This window comes from Mycobacterium sp. E2989 (assembly GCF_001667595.1).
Lineage (GTDB): Bacteria > Actinomycetota > Actinomycetes > Mycobacteriales > Mycobacteriaceae > Mycobacterium.
The window spans coordinates 37,745-59,913 of record NZ_LZJX01000008.1; the positions used below are offsets into that span (position 1 = coordinate 37,745).

Below are 22,169 nucleotides of genomic sequence, written 5' to 3' on the forward strand. Positions count from 1 at the left end.
GCCAATGACAGCCCCGGCACCGAGACCCAAGGAAAACCCGAAGCGCATCCCGCCGTACCGGACGGCGGCGTTGGCGTTCTTGGTGGTCGCCGCGGTGGTGCTGGGGTTCGTGTGGTTGCAGTTTCGGGGCCAGCTGTCGCCGGTGACGCGCTTGACGATGTTGGCCCCAAGGGCCGGTCTGGTGATGGATCCCGGGTCGAAGGTCACCTACAACGGCGTGGAAATCGGCCGGGTGGCCACGATTTCGGAGACCGAGCGCGACGGCGTACCGGCGGCCAAGTTTGTCATGAACGTGAATCCGAAATGGATCGAGCTGATTCCGGCCAACGTGGACGCCAACATCAAGGCGACCACGTTGTTCGGCAACAAGTATGTGTCGCTGACTTCCCCGAAAAACCCTACCCCTCAACGCATTACATCGGACCACGTGATTGATGCGCGGTCGGTGACAACCGAGTTCAACACGCTGTTCGAGACGCTCACCACGATCACCGAGAAGCTGGACCCGGTCAAGGTCAACCTCACGCTGGCCGCGGCCGCGCAGGCGCTCACCGGGTTGGGCGACAAGTTCGGGCAGTCGATCGTGAACGCCAACGCCATCCTCGACGACATCAATCCGCAAATGCCCCAGATCCGGCATGACATTCGGCAGTTCGCCGCCCTGGGTGACGTCTACGCCAACGCCGCACCGGATCTGTTCGACTCCCTGGACCACGCGGTGGTCACCGCGCGCACGCTGCACCGGCAGGAGGCCGACCTGGATGCCGCGTTGTTGGCCGCCGCCGGGTTGGGCAACACCGGCGCAGACATCTTCGCCCGCGGCGGCCCCTACCTGCAGCGGGGGGCCGCCGATCTGGTGCCCACCGCCCAGCTGCTCGATACCTACAGCCCCGAATTCTTCTGCACCATCAGGAATTACTACGACGAGGAACCCGCCGCCTATGCGACGACGGGCGGCGGCAACGGCTACGCGCTGCGCACCATGACCGAGCTGACGTCGGGGCTGGGTGGCATGCTCACGCTGCCCGGCTTAGCCGGCACGGCGGCCACCATGGGCCTCCTGACGCTGGCCGGGCTGGTCGGCGGTGCGCCGAATCCCTTTGTGTACCCGGACAATCTGCCGAAGGTGAACGCCCGCGGCGGGCCCGGGGGCGCGCCGGGTTGCTGGCAAGCGATCACCCATGACCTGTGGCCGGCGCCGAGCCTGGTGGTCGACACCGGCGCCAGCCTCGCGCCCTACAACCACCTGGATACCGGCTCACCGTACGCAATCGAGTACGTGTGGGGCCGCCAAGTCGGGGACAACACGATCAACCCATGAAAATCACCGGATCCGCCATCAAACTCGGCATCGTCTCGCTGGTGCTGCTGCTGATCACCGTGTCGATCGTCGTGGTGTTCGCTCAGATGCGGTTCAACAGCACCAACAGCTATACCGCGGAGTTCAAGAACGCCACGGGCTTGAAGGACGGCCAGTTCGTCCGCGCCGCCGGGGTGGAGATCGGCAAGGTCAAGGCGGTGCGGCTGATCGATGGCGGCCAGCGGGTAATGGTGGACTTCGACGTCGACCGCTCGATACCGCTGTACCAGACGACTACCGCGCAGGTCCGCTATCTCAACCTGTTCGCCGACCGTTACCTGGAGCTCAAACGCGGCGAGGGCGAGGGCGCCGACCGCACCTTGCCGCCCGGCGGATTCATCCCGCTGTCGCGAACCTCGCCCGCGCTGGATCTCGACGCCCTGATCGGTGGTTTCAAGCCGCTGTTCCGCGCGCTCGATCCGGACAAGGTCAACACCATCGCGTCGTCCATCATCACCGTGTTTCAGGGTCAGGGCGGCACCATCAACGACATCCTGGACCAGACCGCGCGGCTGACCGCCCACATCGCCGAACGCGACCAGGCGATCGGCGAGGTGGTCAAGAACCTCAACGTCGTGCTCGACACCACCGTCAGGCATCGCCAAGAGTTCGACCAGACCGTCGACAACTTCGAACGGTTGATCACCGGCCTGCAGAACCACGCCGACCCGCTCGCCGCCGGCACCGCGAACATCAGCAACGCCGCGGGAACGGTCGCGGACCTGCTCGCCGACAACCGCGCTCTGCTGCACAAGGCGATCAATTACCTGCAGGCCCTTCAACAACCGCTCGTCGACCAACGCGATCAGCTCGGCGATCTGATCCACAAGACACCCAACGCGCTCAATTTGATCGGACGCAGCATCGGGCTCTACGGCGACTGGGTGAACTTCTACCTCTGCGACCTTTCGATCCGGTGGAACGGGCTGCAGCCCGGGGGCCCGGTGCGCACGGTCCGGATCTGGCAGCAGCCCACGGGTAGGTGCACGCCGCAATGAGAACACTGACGGAATTCAACCGCGGCCGGGCCGGCGTCATGGGCATCACCGTGCTGGCGCTGGTGGTCGCCGTGGGCCAGAGCTTCACCAGTATCCCGATGATGTTCGCCAGCCCGAGCTACTACGGGCAGTTCACCGATACCGGCCAGCTCAACAAGGGCGACAAGGTGCGCATCTCCGGCGTGAACGTCGGCAAGGTGGAGGGGCTCGAGATCGATGGCGACCACGTTCGATTGAAGTTCTCCATCGGGGGCAACACCATTGGCACCGAGAGCCGGCTCGCCATCAAGACCGACACGATCCTGGGTAAGAAGGTGCTCGAGATCGAGCCGCGGGGAGGCCAGGCGTTGCGCCCCGGTGGGGTATTGCCGCTGGGCCAAAGCACCACCCCCTATCAGCTCTACGACGCGGCCTTCGACGTCACCAAGGCCGCCACCGGCTGGGACGTCGACACCGTCAAGCGGTCGCTGAATGTCCTGTCGCAGACCGTCGATCAGACCTACCCTCACCTGAGTGCCGCACTCGACGGATTGACCAGGTTCTCCGACACCATCGGTAAACGCGACGAACAGATCAAGCACCTCCTCGCACAGGCCCACCAGGTGGCCAGCGTGCTCGGTGACCGCAGCGAACAAATCAACCGGCTGTTGGTCAACGCGAAGACGCTGCTGGCGGCGTTCAACGAACGCGGCCAGGCCATCAGCGCACTGCTGCAGAACATTTCGGCCTTCTCGGCCGAGGTGCAGGGTTTCATCAACGACAACCCGAACCTCAACCCCGTGCTGGAGCAGCTGCGCGCGATCAGCGATGTGCTCGTGGAACGCAAGGACGACCTGGCTCAAACCCTCACCTACGTCAGCCAATTCGCCGCGTCGCTAGGGGAATCCGTCGCGTCGGGGCCCTACTTCAAGATCGTCCTGTCCAACCTGTTGCCGTACTGGATCTTGCAGCCGTTCGTCGACGCCGCATTCAAGAAGCGCGGTATCGACCCCGAAGACTTCTGGCGCAGCGCCGGCCTCCCCGAGTTCCGCTGGCCCGACCCCAACGGCACCCGGTTCCCCAACGGGGCACCGCCGCCCGCGCCCCCGGTGCTGGAAGGCACCCCGGATCATCCGGGACCGGCCGTCCCGCCCGGAACGGCGTGTTCGTACACCCCGCCGGCCGACTCGCTGCCCCGGCCGTGGAACCCGCTGCCGTGCGCGGGGGTGAACGCCGGGCCGTTCGGCGGCAGTTTCCCCGCGCCGATCGACGTCGCGACGTCGCCGCCGAACCCGAACGGCCTGCCACCGACCCCGGGAATCCCGATCGCCGGGCGGCCGGGCGAACCGGTGCCGGACGTCCTCGGCACGCCGGTGCCGCTGCCCGCCCAGGCGCCGCCGGGGGCGCGCACCGAGAACCTGCAACCCGCCGGCCCCACCCCCCCACCGTCGACGTTCGCGCCGGGGCTGCCGCCGGGGCCGCCCGCGCCGCCTGGCCCCGGGCAGCAGTTGCCCGCCCCGTTCATCAACCCGGGCGGCACGGGAGGCAGCGGCATCACGGGAGGTAACCAGAATTGAGCGGCGCCTTGCATATCCACAAACCGCGGACCCGAACGATCGTCGGAACGTTGGTTGCGCTGCTGGCCGTGGTCGCCGTATTCATCGGCGTTCGGCTCTATCACAAGCTGACCACCAACACCGTGATCGCTTACCTCCCAACGGCGAACGCGCTCTATTCCGGGGACAAGGTGCAGATCATGGGCGTCCGCGTTGGTTCGGTCGACAAGATCGAACCGGCCGGCGACAAGATGAAGGTGACGTTCCACTACGACAACAAGTACAAGGTGCCCGCCAACGCCTCCGCCGTCGTGGTGAACCCAACGCTGGTGGCGTCGCGGAGCATTCAGTTGGAGCCGCCGTATAAGGGCGGCCCGGTGATGGCCGACAACGCGGTAATCCCGATTGAGCGCACGCAGGTGCCGACGGAGTGGGACGAACTGCGCGACAGCGTCGCGAACATCATCTCCAAACTCGGGCCGACGCCCGAGCAACCCAAGGGCCCGTTCGGCGAGGCCATCGAGTCGTTCGCGGATGGGCTTGCGGGCAAGGGCAAACAGATCAACACCACGCTGGACAGCCTGTCGCGGTCGTTGACCGCGCTGAACGAGGGCCGTGGTGACTTCTTCGCGGTGGTGCGCAGCCTGGCGCAGTTCGTCAACGCCCTGCACAAAGACGACCAGCAGTTCGTCGCGCTGAACACGAACCTGGCGCGGTTCACCGACAAGTTGACCGGGTCCGATCGCGATCTGTCCACGGCCATCCAGCAATTCGACGGCCTGCTCTCCACGCTGCGCCCATTCCTGACCAAGAACCGAGAGGTGCTCGCGCACGACGTCGACAACCTCGCCAGCCTGACCACCACGCTGGTCCAACCCGACCCGTTGAACGGTTTGGAAACCGCGCTGCACGTCCTGCCGACGCTGGAGACGAACCTCAGCCAGATCTATCACCCCTCGCACGGCGCCGTGATGTCCATTCCCGCGATCCCGAACTTCGCGAACCCAATGCAGTTCATGTGCAGCATGATTCAGGCCGGCAGCCGGTTGGGTTATCAAGAATCCGCCGAACTGTGCGCGCAATACCTGGCGCCGATCCTCGATTCGATCAAGTTCAACTACCTTCCGTTCGGGCTGAACCTGTTCAGCACCGCCGAGGTGCTGCCCAAGGAAGTCGCCTACTCCGAGCCGCGGCTGCACCCGCCGAACGGTTACAAGGACACCACCGTCCCCGGGATCTGGGTGCCCGATACGCCGCTCTCGCACCGCAACACGCAGCCGGGCTGGGTCGTCGCGCCGGGCATGCAGGGCACGCAGGTGGGGCCGATCACAAGTGGCCTGTTGACGCCCGAGTCGCTGGGCGAACTGATGGGCGGCCCGGACAGCCCGCCCCCGCCGGCCGGGCTGCAGACCCCGCCCGGACCGCCGAACGCCTATGACGAGAACCCGGTGGTGCCACCGATCGGCCTGCAGGCCCCGCAGGTGCCGATCCCGCCACCGCCGCCGGGACCCGGCGTGGTCCCGGGCCCGGTGGCGCCGACACCGGCGGCCGCATCGACAGGACCGGGATCGTGAACGCGTTGCGCGCCTTGGCCGTCCGCGGCCGGCACCGGGCCTGGCAGGGTCTGGCCCTGCTGACGGCTGCCGTCTCGCTGACGTCGTGCGCGAAGTGGCACGGAATCGCGAACGTGCCGATGCCCGGGGGGCCCGGCTCGGGACCGGGCTCCTACACCGTCTATGTGCAGATGCCCGACACCCTGGCCCTCAACGACAACAGCCGGGTGCGGGTGGCCGACGTCTTCGTCGGCACGGTGCGGGCGATCCAGTTAAAGAACTGGGTGGCGACGCTGACGCTCCGCCTGGGCAAGGAAGTCAAGCTACCCAAGAACGCGACCGCCAAGATCGGGCAGACGAGCCTGCTGGGTTCGCAGCACGTGGAGCTGGCGGCGCCACCCAACCCGTCGCCCGAGCTACTCAAAGACGGTGACCTCATCCCGCTGAAAAACGCGTCCACCTACCCCACGACGGAACAGACGCTGGCCAGCCTGGCGATCGTGCTGCGCGGCGGAGGTATTCCCAACCTCGAGGTGCTGCAGAACGAGGTCTACAACATCGTCAACGGTCGGGCCGACCAGATCCGCGCCTTCCTCGGCAAGCTGGACACCTTCACCGCCCGACTCGACGAGCAACGCGAGGACATCACCCGCGCCATCGATTCCACCAACCGGCTGCTGGCGTACGTGGGTCCCCGCTCCGACGTCTTGGATCGTGTCCTCACCGAATTCCCGCCCCTGCTCAAGCATTTCGCCGACAAGCAGAACCTCCTGATCAACGCGGTTGACGCGACCGGGCGGCTCAGCCAGCTGGCCGACCAGTACCTGTCGGGCGCGCGGGGGGACATCCACCAGGATTTGCAGTCGCTGCAGTGCCCGCTGCGGGAACTGGGCCGCGGGGCGCCGTATCTGATTCGCGCGCTCAAGCTGATCCTCGTCCGCCCGTTCGACATTGACGCCGTGCCCAAGGCGTTCCGCGGCGACTACTTCAACCTGTCGCTGACGCTGGACCTGACCATGAGCGCCGTCGACAACGCGGTCCTCACCGGGACCGGGTTCTCCGGGGCGCTGCGCGCGCTCGAGCAGTCGTGGGGCCGCGACCCCGAGACGATGATCCCCGACGTCCGCTACACCCCGAACCCCAACGACGTGCCGGGCGGGCCGCTGGTCGAAAGGGCGGACCGGCAATGCTGACCCGCTTCATCAAACGCCAGCTGGTCATGTTCGCCATCCTGACCGCGGTCACGGCGGTTGCCCTGGGCTGGTACTACTTGCAGATTCCCAGCGCGATGGGGATCGGCCAGTACACGCTCAAGGCGGACCTGCCCGCGTCGGGGGGTCTGTACAAGACCTCGAACGTGACCTACCGCGGTGAAACCATCGGCACGGTCACCGACGTCGAGCCGACCAAGACCGGTGCGCGGGTGACCATGAGCATCGGCGACCGCTACCGGATCCCCGTTGACGCGTCGGCGAACGTGCATTCGGTTTCCGCGGTCGGTGAGCAGTACCTCGACCTGGTGTCGGCGGGCAATCCGAGCCAATACTTTTCGCCCGGACAAACCATCACCAAGGGCACCGTGCCCACCGAGATCGGGCCGGCGCTGGACGCGGCCAACCGCGGGCTGGCCGTGCTACCCAAGGACAAGATCGCCTCGCTGCTCGACGAAACCGCCCAAGCCGTAGGCGGATTGGGCCCGGCGCTGCAACGGCTCGTCGATGCGACGCAGGCAATCGCCGGTGACTTCAAGACCAACCTCTCCGATATCAACGACATCGTTCAAAACTCCGGGCCACTCATCGACAGTCAGGTCGACTCGAGCGACTCGATCGAGCGCTGGTCCCACAACCTGAACATCCTGGCCGCCGAGAGCGCGGAAAACGACCAGCACGTGCAAAGCATTCTGACCCAGGCGGCGCCGACCGCCGATCAGGTCAACGAGGTGTTCGGCGATGTCCGGGAGTCGCTGCCGCAGACGCTGGCAAACCTCGAGATCGTGCTCGACATGCTGAAGCGCTATCACAAGGGCGTCGAGCAGCTGCTGGTGGCGTATCCGCAGGGCGCATCGGAAGGCCAGACGGTCACGTCGGCTTTCCCGGGATACGCCTCTCTGGGCACCTCGCTCACCATCAATCAGCCCCCGCCGTGCCTGACCGGTTTCCTTCCCGCGGCCGAGTGGCGGTCTCCCGCGGATACCAGTTTGGCGCCGATGCCGTCCGGAACCTATTGCAAGATACCGCAAGACACCCCCGCCAACGCCGTACGCGGCGCGCGCAACCTGCCGTGCGTCGACGTGCCCGGGAAGCGGGCCGCCACGCCGCGGGAATGCCGCGACTCCAAGCCCTACGTTCCGCTGGGCACCAATCCGTGGTACGGCGACCCCAACCAGATCGTGACCTGCCCCGCGCCCGCGGCGCGCTGCGACCAACCGGTGAAACCGGGACTGGTGATACCCGCGCCGTCGGTGAACAACGGCCTCAACCCGGCCCCCGCCGACCGGGTTCCGGGGACGCCGCCACCGGTCAGCGACCCACTACAGCGGCCGGGCTCGGGGACCGTCGAATGCAATGGGCAGCAACCGAATCCGTGCGTCTACACCCCGGGCGGTCCTCCCCCCGCCGTTTACCTTCCCCAGAGCGGCGAGCTGGTGGGCCCCGACGGCGTGAAGTACGGGGTCGAAAACTCGAGAAAGACCGGCGATGACGGCTGGCAGGACATGCTGACGCCGCCGGCCATCAGGTGAGCGAAGGGATCGGAACGAAATGCGGGAATCGATTGGCCTAGGCCAACTTCGGAGTAACACGTGCGGTTACCTCGAGCGCGTCGCTGCGGGCGAGACCTTCGACGTCGTCCGGCGCGGCAAACTCGTGGCGCGGATCGTATCCGTCGGCGACTTCAGGGTTGCCCCGATTCCAGCCCGATCCGTCGGGGCCGTGGCACCGGGGGGCTGGGTCGGGTTGGACGAACTGCGAACACGCGCCGGGCGGTGCTTCGACCGGGTGGCGGCCGGGGAGGCGATCAGCGTCGTGCGCGGCGGCAAGTTGCTGGCGCGGATCGTGTCGGCCGGCGATGCGGAGCCCACCGCTGTCCCGGCGGACGCCAGCGGGGGGATCGAGCTCGGCGAGCTGCGGAAGCGAGCGGGCCGCTATTTCGACGAGGTCGCGGCGGGCCAGACGATCGAGGTCATGCGCGGCGGCAGGCCGGTCGCGCGCATCGTGTCGGTCGCCTAGGGCCAACGCCGGAAGCTTTGCGGTGGCCGCGTTGTTGCAGCCCACATGACGGCGATGGGCTTCCACGAGGGCGAGATCGCCACCCAACGCCGAGCGGGCGTGGAAGCCGAGGCCAGGCGGCTCGAGGGCATGCTCGACTCGTCGCCGCTGTCCCGGGGAGCCACCGCATTTCTCGCGTCACAGCGGTTCGCCGCGCTGACCGGGCGCGACCGCGCCGGCGTCCTGTGGGTTTCGCCGTTGACCGGACCCCCGGGGTTCCTTCGCGGCGAAGCAGGCGTCTTGCACGTGTCGACCTCGCCCCGCGCCGGGGATCCGCTGAACGGAATCCCACCCGGTCAGCAGGTCGGGCTGATCGCCATCGACTTCGCCACCCGCCGCAGGCTGCGGGTGAACGGCGAACTCGTCGATGCCGATGGTCCGGGTATGACGGTCCGCGTCGACCAGTCATACGGCAACTGCCCCAAGTACATTCACCCCCACGCCATCGATGTCACCGCGTTCGCTGCCCCGCCTTCTGTACCCACAAGGCGCGCAACGCTTCTCGATCCGTCCGATCGGGCGATGATCGCTTCGTCCGACACATTCTTCTTGGGCACAAGTCATCCCAGTCGGGGCAGCGATGCGTCACACCGCGGAGGTCCACCCGGATTCGTCCGAGTCGAGTCCCCCGACCGGCTGTGGTGGCCGGATTTCCCGGGCAACAACATGTTCAACAGCTACGGCAACCTCGCCGTCGACGACGAGGCCGCCTTGCTGTTCGTCGATTTCGATACCGGCGCCGCCCTGCATGTCACCGGCACCGCACGCGTGCGGTGGACCGCGCCCGGGGCGGCCGGTGACGACGGCGGCGTGGGCAGGAACGTCGCATTCTCAGTCGGCGCCGTCGTGAAGCGCTAGGACTCGAGAAGCCCGCCGTCGGGCAGCGGCCGTTTGCAGATCGCGTGTGCCTCGTCGGCGCTGAGCCCGAACAGCCGCAGCACGTTTTCGGTGACGACGTCGGCGGCGTGCGCGTCGTCGCGATCCGGATGGTGGCGCAACAGGTTTCCCAAGCCCAACAGCGCTCCGCCGGCCATGGCGAGGGCCAACTCGGGATCGTCGACGTCGAACCGCCCGGCCGCCACGCCGGCTTTGATATCGCGTAGCGCCCGCGGAGCCAAGCCCCGTTCCGACGTCAGCAATTCCATTCCGTTGGCCAGCAGGATCTGGCTCTCCTGGGGCCGGCGCCGGAAGAGCCGGCCCGTGAGCCGGAAGCTGGTGGCGAAAATCTCGGCCGGGTCCTCGATCGACTCGGTGAGCCGGTCCAGCATCGACCCGTAGGCGTCGAGCACGTCGGCCACGGCGGCCTCGAACAGCTGCTCCTTGCTGTCGAAGTGGTTGTAGAAGGACCCCATCCCGACGTCGGCGGCCTGGGTGATCTCGAGGACTGGAACGTTGACCTTGCCGTCCGCGATCAGTTGCTGTGCCGCTTTGACCAGCGCAGCCCGGGTGCGCCGCTTACGCCGTTCCAGCCGGTTGGCCGGCTCCGCCATCGCGCTCATGACGAGCAGTATGCATCAGTAATGAAGATTCCGTCAGCCTCTTGACTGAACGTTGTCTCGTATGTGACGATTTCGTCAGTTACTTTTTGGGAGTAGTCATGCATCTGACGAAAAGCGCGCGCGACCACGCGCACAGCGAGCAGGGCGCGCGGCCCGGGGAGCATCCCGGCCGGTCCCGCAACCCGGTGATCAAGGTCGCCGATCTCGCCTGGTTGGAGTTCGAACGGCCCGACATGACGCGAGCCGAGGCGTTCGCGCGGGCGTTCGGCTTCCACACGGCGCATCACGGGCCGGACGAACTGCAATTGCGCGGCACCCGGGCGGGCGCGCCATGCGTCATCGTGCGTCGCGGACAGCGCAGCCGTTTCACCGGCGCGGCGTTCCGGGCCTGCGACGAGGCCGACGTGCGCCGGCTGGCGGCCCGCTTCGACGCCCCCGTTCGACCGCTGCCGGAGACCATCGGGGGCCGATCGGTCGAGTTGACCGACCCCAGCGGCATGTCCGTTCGCGTCGTCGCCGGCATGCAGGAGCTCCCCGAACTGCCGGGCCAACCCGTCCACGACTTCAACTTCGGACGCGACGTGCGGCGCACCAACACCGGTCAGCGCCCCCCACGAGTTCCCGCTCAAGTGCAGCGCCTGGGCCACCTGGTGGTGCAGTCGACCAAGTACCTCGAGACGCTGAACTGGTATCTGGACAACCTGGGCATGATCGTCAGCGATTTCCTGTACTTCCCCGGCCAGCGCGACCGCGGGCCGACGATGAGTTTCATCCGGTGCGACCGGGGGTCGACACCCGCCGACCACCACACGCTGGCTATGGCCCTCGGTCCGGCCAACCGCTACGTCCATTCGGCGTATCAGGTCAGCGATCTCGACGCGCTGGCCGCCGGCGGCGAATACCTAGGCGCGCGAGGCTATTCCAGGTCCTGGGGAATCGGCAGACACATCCAGGGCAGCCAGATTTTCGACTACTGGCGCGACCCCGAGGGTTACCTGTTCGAGCACTTCGCCGATGGCGACCTGTTCGATGCCACGCTGGACCCGGGCTGGGCGCCCTTCACCGCATCCGGGCTGGCCCAGTGGGGGCCGCCGGCCACCAGGGATTTTCTCGGCACCGATACGAAATCGGTTCCCGGAGAATTGCTTTCGATGATCACCGCGCTGCGCGCGCACAACGAGTTCGACATCAACCGTCTGATCGGCCTACTGAAAGTCACCACCTCATGACCCTCTCCGTACTGCACACCGCCTCCGAAACCGGCCATGCGTGGTGGCTCAAGTCCGCCCAGGGCGCCGCCCGGATCGAGACCGAGGCCACCAGCACCGCCGCGCTGCTGGCCGACCGGGCCGCGATCGAAAGCGCCGCCGCCAGCACCGATCTCGTCGCCGTCGACACCCTCGCGCTGATCTCGCCGGTCACCCGACCGTGCCGGGTCATCGCTCAGATGACCAACTTCGAGTCGCACGTCAAAGACGCGGGCATGGATCCGGCGTCCACCCCGCTCACGTTCTTCCGCAAGGCCTCGGCGTCCATCAACGGCCCGTTCGACGACATCGTCAAACCCCAGCACGTCAGGTTTCTCGACTACGAGGTGGAGATCGGTCTGGTGATCGGCCGCGCGGTCCCGGTCGGCACCACCATCTCCGATGCCAACCTCAGTGAATTCATCGCCGGGTTGGTCGTCACCAACGACGTCTCGGCGCGCGACATCCAACTCCCGCAAACCCAGTTCTACGAGGCCAAGTCGTATCCGACGTTCACACCCGTCGGCCCGGAGTTGGTGCTGCTCAACGCCGATGAGCTCAAGCGATTCGGTGATCTGCGGCTGCGGCTCAGCGTGAATGGCGAAGAACGCCAGAACGGCCTCGTCGAGGGTGACATGCTGTACCGGCCGCTCGAGGCCCTGCAGTCGCTCACCCAGTTCCAAGAACTCGCCCCGGGCGACCTGGTGCTCACCGGCACTCCCGTCGGCACCGCGCTGAGCGCCCCGCCGAAACCCATGCAGTTCATCGGAAACCTGTTGCCGCCGGCCGTCAAATGGAAGATGTTCTTCTCGCGGCAGGAGGCCAACCCGAAATACCTGCATGACGGGGACGTGGTCGAGGCGTCGGTGGCCACCGACGACGGGGCCATCGACCTCGGAACACAGCGCACCACAATCCGATTCGCGTGACCATGACCCGGCGAGTCCCCGTTGTCATCGTCGGCGCCGGCCCGACCGGCGTCACCGCCGCCACGCTGCTGGCGCAGTACGGCGTGGACTGCCTGGTGCTCGACCGCTGGTCCGGCGTGTATCCGCAGCCGCGCGCGGTGCACCTGGACGACGAGATCTATCGAATCATCGCCCGCCTCGGGCTGGCCGGCGAATTCGCCGCGATATCGCGGCCGACGCTGGGCCTGCGGTTGGTGGACAACAGGTTTCGGACGCTTGCCGAGTTCAACCGGGACCCCGGGGCCAGTGTGCACGGCTTCCCGCAGGCCAACATGTTCGACCAGCCGGAACTGGAAGCCCTGCTGCGGTCCAACCTCGACCGCCACCCCAACGCCCGACTCCGCGGGGACGCCGAGGTCACCGACATCACGGCGGCCGGCACACACATCCGCGTCACCTTCACCGACCGGGCCGACGGCCGAGTTCATCACGTCGACGCCGACTACCTGCTCGGCTGCGACGGCGCCAACAGCTTGGTGCGCGCCAAGATCGGCTCGGCCATGCGGGATTTGAAATTCGAGCAGCGCTGGCTGGTGGTCGACATCGCCAGCGACGCGGACCTGGGCCAGTGGGATGGGGTGCACCAGGTGTGCGACCCAAAACGCGCGGGCACCTACATGCGCATCGGGCCGGGCCGCTACCGGTGGGAGTTCCGGCTCCTGGCCGGCGAAACCGCGAACGACTTCGGCACCCTGGCGCGGCTGCGGCCGCTGATCATGCCATGGACCAGCGCGGTGCCCGCCAGCGCGCTGACGCTCTTGCGGGTCGCCGAGTACACCTTCCGAGCCCAGATCGCCGACCGCTGGCGCCGGGGGAACGCCTTTCTCCTCGGTGACGCGGCGCACCTCACTCCCCCGTTCATCGGCCAGGGCATGGGGGCGGGCCTGCGGGACGCGGCCAACCTCGCGTGGAAGATCGCCGGAGTCCACCACGGCACCCTGGCGCCCGACGTGCTGGAAACCTATGAGCGGGAACGCAAGCCGCATGCCCAATCCATGATCCGGTTGGCGCTGGGCATCGGCTGGGCGATGACGGGCGGTGGCCGCCTGGGCAACGGGGTGCGCCGAGTGGTGTTGCCGCGGTTGCGGCTCATCCCCGGCCTCCGCGAGAAGGTCGTCGACTCGAGAACGCCCGCGCTGCGCCGTTCCGCGTGGGTGTGCGCGTCGCGACGACCGCGCGGGCTCGCCGGCACGCTGTGCCCGAATCCGCCGGTAGGACAGGGACATCGCTTGGACGACGCGCTCGGCGCCGGTTTCGCGCTGATCACCACCGCCCGCCCCACCGCGGCCGATGAGGAGGCGCTGCGGCGGCGAAATGTCGACGTGCTGGTGGCCGACGCCGACAGCCCGCTGGGGTCATGGCTGCGCCGTGGGCGCGCGACGGCCGCCCTGGTGCGCCCCGACCGCACCGTGGCGCGGTCCGGTCGGGATCTCGCCGCCCTCTGCGGGTGGGCGGCCACCGCCCTTGCGGCCGGAAAGGATCAGTCGGACGCCGTCGGCCGCGCGACGATCACGGGGATGCGGACCGAGTGCAAAACCGAGTTGCTGACCGAACCCAGGAGTATGCCCGTCAACCCGCCCCGGCCGTGACTGCCGACGACGAGAAGCTGGGCGGTCTTGGACTTTTCGGCGAGCTGACGGGCCGGCCCGTCCCGGACGACCAACCGCTGCACGGTCACATCGGGATAGCGTTCCTGCCAGCCGGCCAGGTTTTCGGCGAGGCTGCGATGAGCTTCCGCTTCCAGTGACGACCAATCCGCCTCCGGGAGTTCGCTTATCGCGATGTCACTCCACGCGTGCAGGGCCACCAGGTCGACGCCGCGGCGGGAGGCCTCGTCGAACGCTATTGCGGTAGCGAGCCCGGAAGCCGGCGAGCCGTCGACCCCCAGCAGGACGGGGGCGTCCGCCGTGTCCGGAAGATCACCGACGTCGCCATGGACGACGGCGACCGGACAATTGGCGTGCCGCACCACGGTGGCACTGACCGACCCGAGGACGCCCCGGGCCAGCAGGCCCCTCCCGGCCGTACCCACGACGATCATGGCCGCCTCGTCGGACATCCTGATCAGCGCCAGCGCCGGGCTGGAGTACACGAGTTCCCTGTTGATGGTGATCTTGACATCCGCCGGCAGCGACTCCTCGGCGAGCTTGATCGCGTGCATGATCGCCTTCTTGCCCTCGTCCTCCAGCCGCACGACGAGAGAGTCGGGGTATGGAACCGGTGGCCAGGTGGCGGTGGGGGTCGTCACCGCGTGGACGACGGTGAGTGGAATCTTTCGCAGTGCCGCTTCGTGGGCGGCCCAGGTGGCGGCGGCATTCGATGCCGGCGAGCCGTCGACCGCGACGACGATGCCGCGCTGTTGATCAGGTGCTGACATTTCGTTCTCCCTCCATCACCAGCGACGCTATAAACGCGCGGGGCCGCCAGTCGTGAGGCTTAAGTCCCTAACCACCGGGACGGAGGGCTTTGCCGTGGACGAGTTAAGGCGGCCGTAACGCCACGGTCACTCGCCGGTCAGATGCGGCGCCGCTGTAACTGCGCGATGGCCCAGAAGGGCAGCGCCACGAACAGCGTTCCGCCGATCAAATTGCCCACCGTGGTGATGGAGAGGTTGGTCAGCAGACCGTGTTCGCCGAACCCCCAGCCGATCACTCCGCGCGGTGCGGCCGGGTGAAAGAGGTTGAGCAACAAAGGAAGACCGAGGAAACCGACGTTGGCGATCACGTGCTGGGTGCCGCCGATGACGAACGCGAACGGTCCGTAGAACGCGAACGTCATGCGGGCGACATCGCTGCGGGCCTTGAAGAACATGCACATCGAGGTCTGCAGGAACCAGGTGCACACCACGGCCAGCAGCAACGCGGTCCAAAACGGCTGGCCGGCCTTCTGCGTGCCCACCGTGGCGGCCCGCTCGGCGAAGGCGCCCAGGTACGGGCCGCCGGCGGCGCCGCAGATGGTGACGAACACCAGCGCCCCCAGGACGTTGCCGATGAGGCCAACGACCACCAGCAGGGCATAGCTGCCGATGCTCATGGCGCGGTTGAGGACGGCGAGGAATCCGGCGGCCATGTCGGCGGTGATCAGCGACATGCCCGACACCAGAATCAACACGAAAGACATGCCGAACGCCAAGCCCATCAACAAGCTTGCGACGCCCGGGGCCTTGACTCCGGTGCTCACCATCAACGCCAGCAGCGCCCCGAAGGCGACCATCACGCCACCGACCAACGAGCGCATCAGGAACGCCCAGGGGTGCGTCGCCTTTTCCACGGCCATAGCGGACACGCGGTCCACCATGGCACCCACACTGAGCGGCTCGAACGGGTCGTCGGGCACCGGCGTCGTGACGGCGGAAGGCAAGACGGCCAACGGTTTCGGCGGTGGCGCCTCGCTTCCCAACAGCGGCGCTTCGGCATTGATCGTCATCGTTGTTCGCCCTTCCGTAAAACGTTGATCGCGTTGATTACCCCGGTGATGTTCTCCTCGCTGAGCTGTTGCCCTTCGAAGACATGGCTGAGCAGAATCTTGAGGTCCAGCATTTGTTGCAGGTAGACCAGACATGGGGGGCACTCATCGAGGTGCTTGGCGACGATCGGACCCCACCGTCGCGGATCGGAGTCGACGAGTTCGTCTACGAGTCGGACGAAATCGACGCAATCGATCGCGGGGACTGTGTTGTCGTAGACGGTCATCGGCGATACCGCTTTTCCAATTCGTTGCGGAGATTTCCCCGGGCGCGGTAGAGCAGCGCGCGTTGCCCTTCGGTGGTCAGTTCGAGGAGTTCGGCCGCCTCTTCGGCCGAGGCACCGACGATGTCACGCAGGATGACGAGCTGGCGTTGCCTTTCGGGCAGCGCCGCCAGAGCCGCGCGTACGTAGTCAATGAGCTCGGTTTCGACGGTGCGATCTTCCGGCAGGAAACGCCGCGACGGCGGAAGGCTCCAATGCCCCGCATCCGGATGGCCGGCGGGATACATGCGCCCCGCCAGTGGGTCGGCGTCGTCCGCCGACAGCACCTCGTGGTCGCGGATGCGAGATTCTTGGCGCCGGTGCCGTGCGGCGGTGTTCTTGACGATGCCGAACAACCACGTGCCGACCGCGGAACGCCCCTCGAATGAATCCGCGTTCTGCAGGACCTGCACCCATGCCTCTTGAACGGCCTCTTCGGCCACCATCGCCGAATCCACCATGGTGCGGGCAAAATTGACCATCGGGCGGTGAAAGTCACGCACCAGGTTCGCCAGCGGAATGCCGCCGACCCGGGGTTCGGATTCGGTGCCGCCCGGTGGCACCGCCACGGGGGTCACCATGGTCCCGCACTCAAGCGCATGCGGCCAGTTCCCAGCGCAACTGCCCTTCGGACGGAGACTGGACCGGGATGAACGCCGCCTCCCGGTAGCGGCGACTTGCCGGTGTTCTGCTCGCGTAGCCCTTACCGCCGGCGGTGCGGATTTCGAGATCCGCGCTCGCGCTGGCTAATTCGGCCGCAGTTAGTCGCAGAGTCAACAGGTCCCTCTTGCCGGGCGGCTCGTCCCCGCCCACGGCCGCGGCGAGGTCACGCAATGCGGCTTCCGCACCGGCAAGCCTTCGCGCGAGGTGATCAACCTCGGCGCCGAACACCGCGTTGACCCCGCTCAGACCGTTTTTGGCCTGCTCGACCGCAGTTGTGGTGAGGCCCAGACACATCGCCGATTGCAGGACGAGGAACGTCGGACGGACCGTCTGCAGGAAACCCGCGAAGTCGTGCGACAACACCTGCTCCGAGGGGACGTAGGCTTCGATCAGGTTCAGGTACGACGAGGCGGTGCTGCCCAGCGCCAGAAGTTCGAAGTGATCGCCCACCACCACGCCGGGCGTGCTGAGCGGCAGGGCCACGATCAGCCTGTCGCCGGCGTCGGTGCGTACCGCGGTCACCATGGTCGAGTCGGGGTAGAGGTTGCTCGCCCACCGAATCGGCCCCGAAACCCGGTAGCCCCCTTCGACCGGCGTGGCGGTCAACTCCAGGCTTCCGCAACCGGCCGCCTCCTTGAACGCCGACGCCATGCCGGTCACCCCCAGTGTGGTCCCGGCAAGGAGTGGCTGGACCGCATCCGTGCCGAAAGGCGTTGCCGCCGTGAGTAGGTACTCCACTGCCATCCGGTGGGCCCACAGCGAGAAGCCGGTGCTCAAGCATTCTCCGGCGATCAGCCGGATGACCTCGGCCATGGCGGGGAGCCTGCCGTCGGCATTGGTGGGCGCGCCGATGCCGAGCAGGTTGGCCGCACCCATGGCGGCGAAGCTGCGGCGGGACTGCTGGTCGCCGCGATCCAGCACCGCGGCGTGAACCCGGATGTCCTCCAGCAGCTCGGCATCCAAGTGGCCGGCCGCCGCATCCACCGTCGCCGTCATGAAACCTCCTGGGCCGTTGTGGTCTTCGCCAATGTCGTTGCTTCCGGTGCCTATGCGGTGAGCAGGGTCGAGTCGACGCTCACCGGGCTGCGGAACGTGTTGACGACGGGCGACCACGCGATGGCGTTGTCATGAATCTCTTTGAGTGTCGCGTCGTCGGCGTCGCCGGCCAGGGTCACCTTGCAACGGACCGCGCTGAAACCGAGGCGTTTTCCCTGCGGGGTGTCGCCGACGCCCCACACCGCAGAGATGTCGATGTCGCCTTCCATCTCCACCTCGATCCTGGTCAGCGTCACCCCGCGGTGCGTCGCATTGGCCAGCAAGCCCACCGACACGCACGACCCGAGCGCCGCCAGGGCTGTCTCGGAGGGGTTGGGCGCCGAGTCGTCGCCCAGCAGCGCGGGCGGCTCGCCCACCAGCATCGGCGCCAGGTCGCGGACGTAGGTCATGTTGCGGAAGCCCGTCTCGCACACCGTCTTGGCTTTCAGCGTTTTCTTGCCGGTCTCCGGGTTGGCCCTGGCGTTACACGACAACCTGTCCAGGCCTTCGGCGTCGATGACCAGCGCGTCGGTCATGTGTCCCTCCGTCTTCGCTCATTTTTTCGGCTTTACGGAGTTAGTGCCGGCGGCGGCCGATATGTGACGGCGGCCGGTCCGATTCGCCCGGGCGCACACGAAACGTCACGCGGCCGGGACTCAGGCCAGCCCGCCTGCCTAGAGCCCCTGGCGAGATTTGCTTACAAGCACCGTCTTTGCCCGATCTAGTGGTCTTTTGGCGGACGTGACGGCACCACGACGATTGCTGAGCAAGAGTGGTGACGGATACGTGGAGAACATCGCGCGCGCCACGTCGGCCCCGTGGGCGGATAAAATCTTGGGGATCTTTTTGGACGAACGGCGTTGAGCGGCCGCCCGTGTGGTGCTTGGTCGGTTCGCCGGCTCAGCCCGGCTGCGTCACGAAGTCGATGAGTTCTTCGACCCGGCTGATCAGCGCCGGCTCCAGGTCGTTCCAGTCGCGAACCCGGGACCGAATATGCCGCCAGGCCCTGCCGATGTCCGCCTGGCCGGCGTGCGGCAGGCCGAGCGCCCGACACGCGCCGTGTTTCCACTCGATGTGTCGCGGGACGTCCGGCCAGGCCGCCAGGCCCAGCCGCTGGGGTTTTACGGCCTGCCAGATGTCGACGTAGGGATGGCCGACCACCAGGGTGTCGCCGCCGCCGGGTCCGCGCCGGACCGCCTCGGCGATCCGCGCCTCCTTCGAACCCGCGACCAGGTGGTCGACGAGCACACCAAGCCGACGCCCCGGAGCGGGCGCGAACTCGGCGACGATCTCCACCAGGTCGTCGACGCCGCCGAGGTGCTCGACGACGACCCCCTCGACGCGCAGGTCCTCACCCCACACCTGCGCGATCAGCTCGGCGTCGTGGCGGCCCTCGACGTAAATCCGGCTGGCGCGGGCGACGCGGGCGCGCGCGCCCGGCACCGCGACCGAGCCCGACGCCGTCCGCGCCGCGGCGGTGGGCGCCTGACGACGCGGCGCGGTAAGGATCACCGGCTGGCCATCGATCAAATAGCCAGGGCCCAAAGGGAAACCACGCACGTGTCCGCGCCGGTCTTCCAGGTCGACCCGGCCGTACTCGACCCGCACCACCGCCCCGACGTACCCGCTCTCCACGTCCTCGACCACCAGGCCCGGTTCGGCCGGGTGCTCGGTCGAACGGGGCTTGCGCCGGCCCGCGGCGAGGACATCGGTTCCATAGCGATCCATCACGCCGCAATCCTAGAAAGCCTTGCGGCCAAACGCCGTTACGGCGCGCCCGGCTGAGGGGCATCGTGGCGAAGATCGCGCGTGCCGGCGCCCGGCAATCCGCGTGTAAAAAATGCGTTTTAACTGTGTGGCGTTACTCAGCTGATGGCGTTGGCGATGGTACGTTGCTACCGGTAAGGCTGCCGCTAATTCTTACAACGCGGCGGTGAGCGAGGTGGGACTATGGACCTGGCCCTTTGGGTGTCGAGCATCGTGGCTTTCGTGCGGGCCGGTTACCCCGCCGGCATGCCCACGACCGGATATGCGCCCCTGGCGGCCCTGGCTCGGCGGCGCCTGTGTAACGACGAGATCACTGCCATCGCAAGCAAACTCATGAGGCGGCAATTCTGGCCGATCAGCCGCATTGATATCGGCGTCGAAATCACTCGGGTCACCAACCAGTTGCCGTTGCCGGCCGACGTCGCGCGCATCGAACATCGCCTCAATGAGATCCGCTGCGCGCGTGGATAAGCGCCGCCACGGCTTCTGACTCCGCTACAGCGCGCCTTTCGACGGGCCACCGCACGCCGTCAGGTAATCCTGGTAGCTCCAGGTCCGCAGAAAATCCCGGCCCGCCTGCAGTCCCCGTTGGTAGAGGCCGTCGCGCTGCTCGGCGGTGATGTCGAAGTCGATCGGGCTGACGTCCTCGGCGGGAACGAAGATGGTGCGCCGAACGGTGCACGGGTCGTCGATGTAGGCGTTGTCCTGATTGCTCACCAGCGTTTCGATCGCGGCGATGCCCAACGAGACCGGCCCATGAACCGGGTGGGTCGGCGGGATGCCGGGCCGCGCCGACAGCCGGATCCCGAACGTCGGCCATCGCGGCTGCGCGCCGGGGCGATCGAAAAGCTCCACCGGAAAGTCCGACAACAAGCCACCGTCGACCCAGGTGGCGCTGCCGACCCGGACGGGTTCGAACACAAAGGGAATCGCCGATGAAGCGTGCACGGCGCGGGCCACCGGAAAGTCGTCAGGGTCGATGCCGTAGGAACCGAGGTCCCACGGGATGCGCACCAGTCGGCGCCGGGACAGGTCGCTGGCCGTCACCACGAGCGACCAGGCGAACTGGTCGGGTTCCTCGCCCGTGCGCAGATCACCGAACGTCCGGACTCCCAGGTCCGCGAGCACACCGGCGAGCAGCCGTTCCAAGTAGGCGCCGCGGTAGACCCCGTCGGACACTAACAGCGACAGTCCCCCACCGATCAGCGGCACGTGTCCGATCAAATTGCGGTCCAGGAACTTTCGGTAGTCGATGGACCGCATCACTTCCGCGAGCCGGGTCAGCGGTTCACCCGCGACCTGCAGCGCCGCGACCAGCGACGCCACGACCGCGCCGGCGCTGGTGCCCGCGACCCGGGGAAACCGGTAACCGGCCTCCGCCAGCGCGTCGACCGCGCCGACCAGGCCGATGCCCCGGACGCCGCCACCTTCGCACACCAGATCGGCGCGGCTCACGCCCATAGCCCTACCCCCTCAACCGATTCGCCGGCCATCCACACCGAAGAAGTGCAAATGCCCCGGTTCTGGATGCAACCGCACCCGGCTGCCCTTTTCGGGGGGCCGTCGGCCGTCGGCGCGCGCGACGACGGGTTGGTCGATGACCTTGCCGGAGCCGGTGATTCGGCCATACACGTAGGCGTCCGCGCCGAGCTCCTCGACCACGTCGACCTCCATCTCGACTCCCAGGCCGCCCAGCTCGAAGTGTTCGGGGCGGACCCCGACGACGACTTCGCTCGCGCTGCCGGCAAGGTCCCGCGGCAACGGGATGCGCCAATCCCCCAATGACACAGCGGAATCGATGATCGGCAGGGTGAACAAATTCATTGCCGGCGATCCGATGAAGCCCGCGACGAAGACGTTGACCGGGTTGCGGTACAGCTCACGCGGCGCTGCGAACTGTTGCAGCACGCCGTCGCGCAGGACGGCGACACGGTCGCCCATGGTCATCGCCTCGACCTGGTCGTGGGTGACGTAGACGGTCGTGGTTCCCAGGCGCCGTTGCAGTGCCGCGATCTGGTTGCGGGTCTGCACGCGCAGTTTGGCGTCCAGGTTCGACAACGGCTCGTCCATCAGGAAGACCTGCGGGCGACGCACGATCGCACGTCCCATCGCCACCCGCTGGCGTTGCCCACCCGAGAGGTCCTTGGGTTTGCGATCCAGATACGGCTGCAGGTCAAGCAGTTTCGCCGCGTCCAGGACGCGGTCGCGGATCTGCGCCTTCGGCGTCTTGGCGATCTTCAAGGCGAAGCCCATGTTCTGCGCGACCGTCATATGCGGGTAGAGCGCATAGTTCTGGAAGACCATGGCGACGTCGCGGTCCTTGGGATCGACGGTGGTGACGTCGCGGTCGCCGATCCGGATGCGCCCGGAGTCCAGCGATTCCAGCCCGGCCACCATCCGCAACGAGGTCGTCTTCCCGCATCCGGAAGGGCCGACCAGGACAACGAATTCGCCGTCCCCGACCTCCAGATCGAGGCTGTCCAAGGCCGGACGGTCCGTCCCGGGGTAGCGGCGCGTCGCTTGCTCGAAAGTCACCGAGGCCATGGC

General features: G+C 67.3%; 22 protein-coding genes. 12 read left to right on the top strand and 10 right to left on the bottom strand.

Annotated features, from left to right (window positions below; genetic code table 11):
• Positions 1-4 precede the first annotated feature (4 nt).
• The 8 genes from A5680_RS02395 (at position 5) to A5680_RS02430 (ending at position 9,573) form a co-directional block, all read left to right on the top strand.
• Positions 5-1,321 (top strand): MCE family protein, encoded by a 1,317-nt coding sequence (locus tag A5680_RS02395; RefSeq protein ID WP_067815717.1) that lies wholly within the window; start codon positions 5-7, stop codon positions 1,319-1,321.
• Entirely contained in the window at positions 1,318-2,358 is a 1,041-nt protein-coding gene (locus A5680_RS02400; RefSeq protein WP_055399323.1) for a virulence factor Mce family protein, read from the top strand. Before A5680_RS02395 ends, A5680_RS02400 begins: the two co-directional genes overlap by 4 nt.
• Positions 2,355-3,914, top strand: coding sequence for a virulence factor Mce family protein (locus tag A5680_RS02405; RefSeq protein WP_067815720.1), 1,560 nt, complete (start codon positions 2,355-2,357; stop codon positions 3,912-3,914). The genes A5680_RS02400 and A5680_RS02405 overlap by 4 nt, the downstream gene beginning before the upstream one ends.
• Positions 3,911-5,467 carry a virulence factor Mce family protein gene (locus A5680_RS02410; protein ID WP_067815722.1) on the top strand — a complete coding sequence of 519 codons (1,557 nt, stop codon included), beginning with the start codon at positions 3,911-3,913 and terminating at the stop codon, positions 5,465-5,467. The genes A5680_RS02405 and A5680_RS02410 overlap by 4 nt, the downstream gene beginning before the upstream one ends.
• Entirely contained in the window at positions 5,464-6,639 is a 1,176-nt protein-coding gene (locus tag A5680_RS02415) for a virulence factor Mce family protein (protein ID WP_067815725.1), read from the top strand. Before A5680_RS02410 ends, A5680_RS02415 begins: the two co-directional genes overlap by 4 nt.
• Positions 6,633-8,189: an MlaD family protein gene (locus A5680_RS02420; protein WP_067815728.1), complete on the top strand. Its 1,557-nt coding sequence runs from the start codon at positions 6,633-6,635 to the stop codon at positions 8,187-8,189. Before A5680_RS02415 ends, A5680_RS02420 begins: the two co-directional genes overlap by 7 nt.
• A gap of 190 nt (positions 8,190-8,379) precedes the next feature.
• Entirely contained in the window at positions 8,380-8,676 is a 297-nt protein-coding gene (locus tag A5680_RS25965) for a type II toxin-antitoxin system Phd/YefM family antitoxin (RefSeq protein ID WP_197499717.1), read from the top strand.
• Positions 8,677-8,721: 45 nt separating this feature from the next.
• A complete protein-coding gene (locus A5680_RS02430) occupies positions 8,722-9,573 on the top strand; it encodes a pyridoxamine 5'-phosphate oxidase family protein (RefSeq protein ID WP_067815733.1) in 852 nt (283 codons plus the stop codon).
• Here the strand turns inward: A5680_RS02430 and A5680_RS02435 are convergent.
• Positions 9,570-10,214, bottom strand: coding sequence for a TetR/AcrR family transcriptional regulator (locus tag A5680_RS02435; RefSeq protein ID WP_067815736.1), 645 nt, complete (start codon positions 10,212-10,214; stop codon positions 9,570-9,572). The genes A5680_RS02430 and A5680_RS02435 overlap by 4 nt on opposite strands.
• 98 nt (positions 10,215-10,312) lie before the next feature.
• Here A5680_RS02435 and A5680_RS02440 point away from each other — a divergent pair, with 98 nt between their 5' ends.
• From A5680_RS02440 to A5680_RS02450, 3 genes are read left to right on the top strand one after another with little or no spacing between them, the layout of a single operon-like run.
• The gene (locus A5680_RS02440; protein ID WP_067815739.1) at positions 10,313-11,443 is read left to right on the top strand and encodes a VOC family protein; all 1,131 of its coding nucleotides are present in this window, start codon (positions 10,313-10,315) and stop codon (positions 11,441-11,443) included.
• Positions 11,440-12,390 (top strand): fumarylacetoacetate hydrolase family protein, encoded by a 951-nt coding sequence (locus A5680_RS02445; RefSeq protein WP_067815742.1) that lies wholly within the window; start codon positions 11,440-11,442, stop codon positions 12,388-12,390. Before A5680_RS02440 ends, A5680_RS02445 begins: the two co-directional genes overlap by 4 nt.
• Positions 12,391-12,392: 2 nt before the next feature.
• Positions 12,393-14,018: a bifunctional 3-(3-hydroxy-phenyl)propionate/3-hydroxycinnamic acid hydroxylase gene (locus tag A5680_RS02450; RefSeq protein WP_082970241.1), complete on the top strand. Its 1,626-nt coding sequence runs from the start codon at positions 12,393-12,395 to the stop codon at positions 14,016-14,018.
• On the opposite strand, the gene A5680_RS24980 is transcribed toward A5680_RS02450, so the two are convergent.
• The 7 genes from A5680_RS24980 to A5680_RS02485 all read right to left on the bottom strand — a co-directional run bounded on the left by A5680_RS24980 (position 13,910) and on the right by A5680_RS02485 (position 19,586).
• Positions 13,910-14,806 carry a universal stress protein gene (locus A5680_RS24980; RefSeq protein ID WP_068219759.1) on the bottom strand — a complete coding sequence of 299 codons (897 nt, stop codon included), beginning with the start codon at positions 14,804-14,806 and terminating at the stop codon, positions 13,910-13,912. The two genes, A5680_RS02450 and A5680_RS24980, sit on opposite strands and share 109 nt — an antisense overlap.
• 137 nt (positions 14,807-14,943) lie before the next feature.
• Positions 14,944-15,855 carry a formate/nitrite transporter family protein gene (locus A5680_RS02460; RefSeq protein WP_067815749.1) on the bottom strand — a complete coding sequence of 304 codons (912 nt, stop codon included), beginning with the start codon at positions 15,853-15,855 and terminating at the stop codon, positions 14,944-14,946.
• The gene (locus A5680_RS02465; protein ID WP_055405013.1) at positions 15,852-16,121 is read right to left on the bottom strand and encodes a hypothetical protein; all 270 of its coding nucleotides are present in this window, start codon (positions 16,119-16,121) and stop codon (positions 15,852-15,854) included. The genes A5680_RS02460 and A5680_RS02465 overlap by 4 nt, the downstream gene beginning before the upstream one ends.
• Positions 16,118-16,738, bottom strand: coding sequence for an RNA polymerase sigma factor (locus A5680_RS02470; protein ID WP_067815753.1), 621 nt, complete (start codon positions 16,736-16,738; stop codon positions 16,118-16,120). Before A5680_RS02470 ends, A5680_RS02465 begins: the two co-directional genes overlap by 4 nt.
• Positions 16,739-16,748: 10 nt before the next feature.
• Entirely contained in the window at positions 16,749-17,816 is a 1,068-nt protein-coding gene (locus tag A5680_RS02475; protein ID WP_067815757.1) for an acyl-CoA dehydrogenase family protein, read from the bottom strand.
• A 50-nt stretch (positions 17,817-17,866) separates the two neighbouring features.
• Positions 17,867-18,391, bottom strand: a complete 525-nt coding sequence (locus tag A5680_RS02480; protein WP_055405010.1) for an OsmC family protein — start codon at positions 18,389-18,391, stop codon at positions 17,867-17,869.
• A gap of 364 nt (positions 18,392-18,755) precedes the next feature.
• Entirely contained in the window at positions 18,756-19,586 is an 831-nt protein-coding gene (locus tag A5680_RS02485; RefSeq protein ID WP_055405009.1) for a DUF3097 domain-containing protein, read from the bottom strand.
• Positions 19,587-19,805: 219 nt separating this feature from the next.
• Between A5680_RS02485 and A5680_RS02490 the strand changes: the two genes are divergently transcribed.
• The gene (locus A5680_RS02490; RefSeq protein ID WP_055405008.1) at positions 19,806-20,093 is read left to right on the top strand and encodes a DUF3349 domain-containing protein; all 288 of its coding nucleotides are present in this window, start codon (positions 19,806-19,808) and stop codon (positions 20,091-20,093) included.
• 24 nt (positions 20,094-20,117) lie between these two features.
• Here the strand turns inward: A5680_RS02490 and A5680_RS02495 are convergent, their stop codons facing one another.
• Together A5680_RS02495 and A5680_RS02500 are read right to left on the bottom strand one after the other, a co-directional pair.
• Entirely contained in the window at positions 20,118-21,083 is a 966-nt protein-coding gene (locus tag A5680_RS02495) for a patatin-like phospholipase family protein (protein ID WP_067815760.1), read from the bottom strand.
• A 12-nt stretch (positions 21,084-21,095) separates the two neighbouring features.
• Complete coding sequence (locus A5680_RS02500; RefSeq protein WP_067815766.1) at positions 21,096-22,166, bottom strand: ABC transporter ATP-binding protein; 1,071 nt, start codon at positions 22,164-22,166, stop codon at positions 21,096-21,098.
• Between the last annotated feature and the right edge of the window lie 3 nt (positions 22,167-22,169).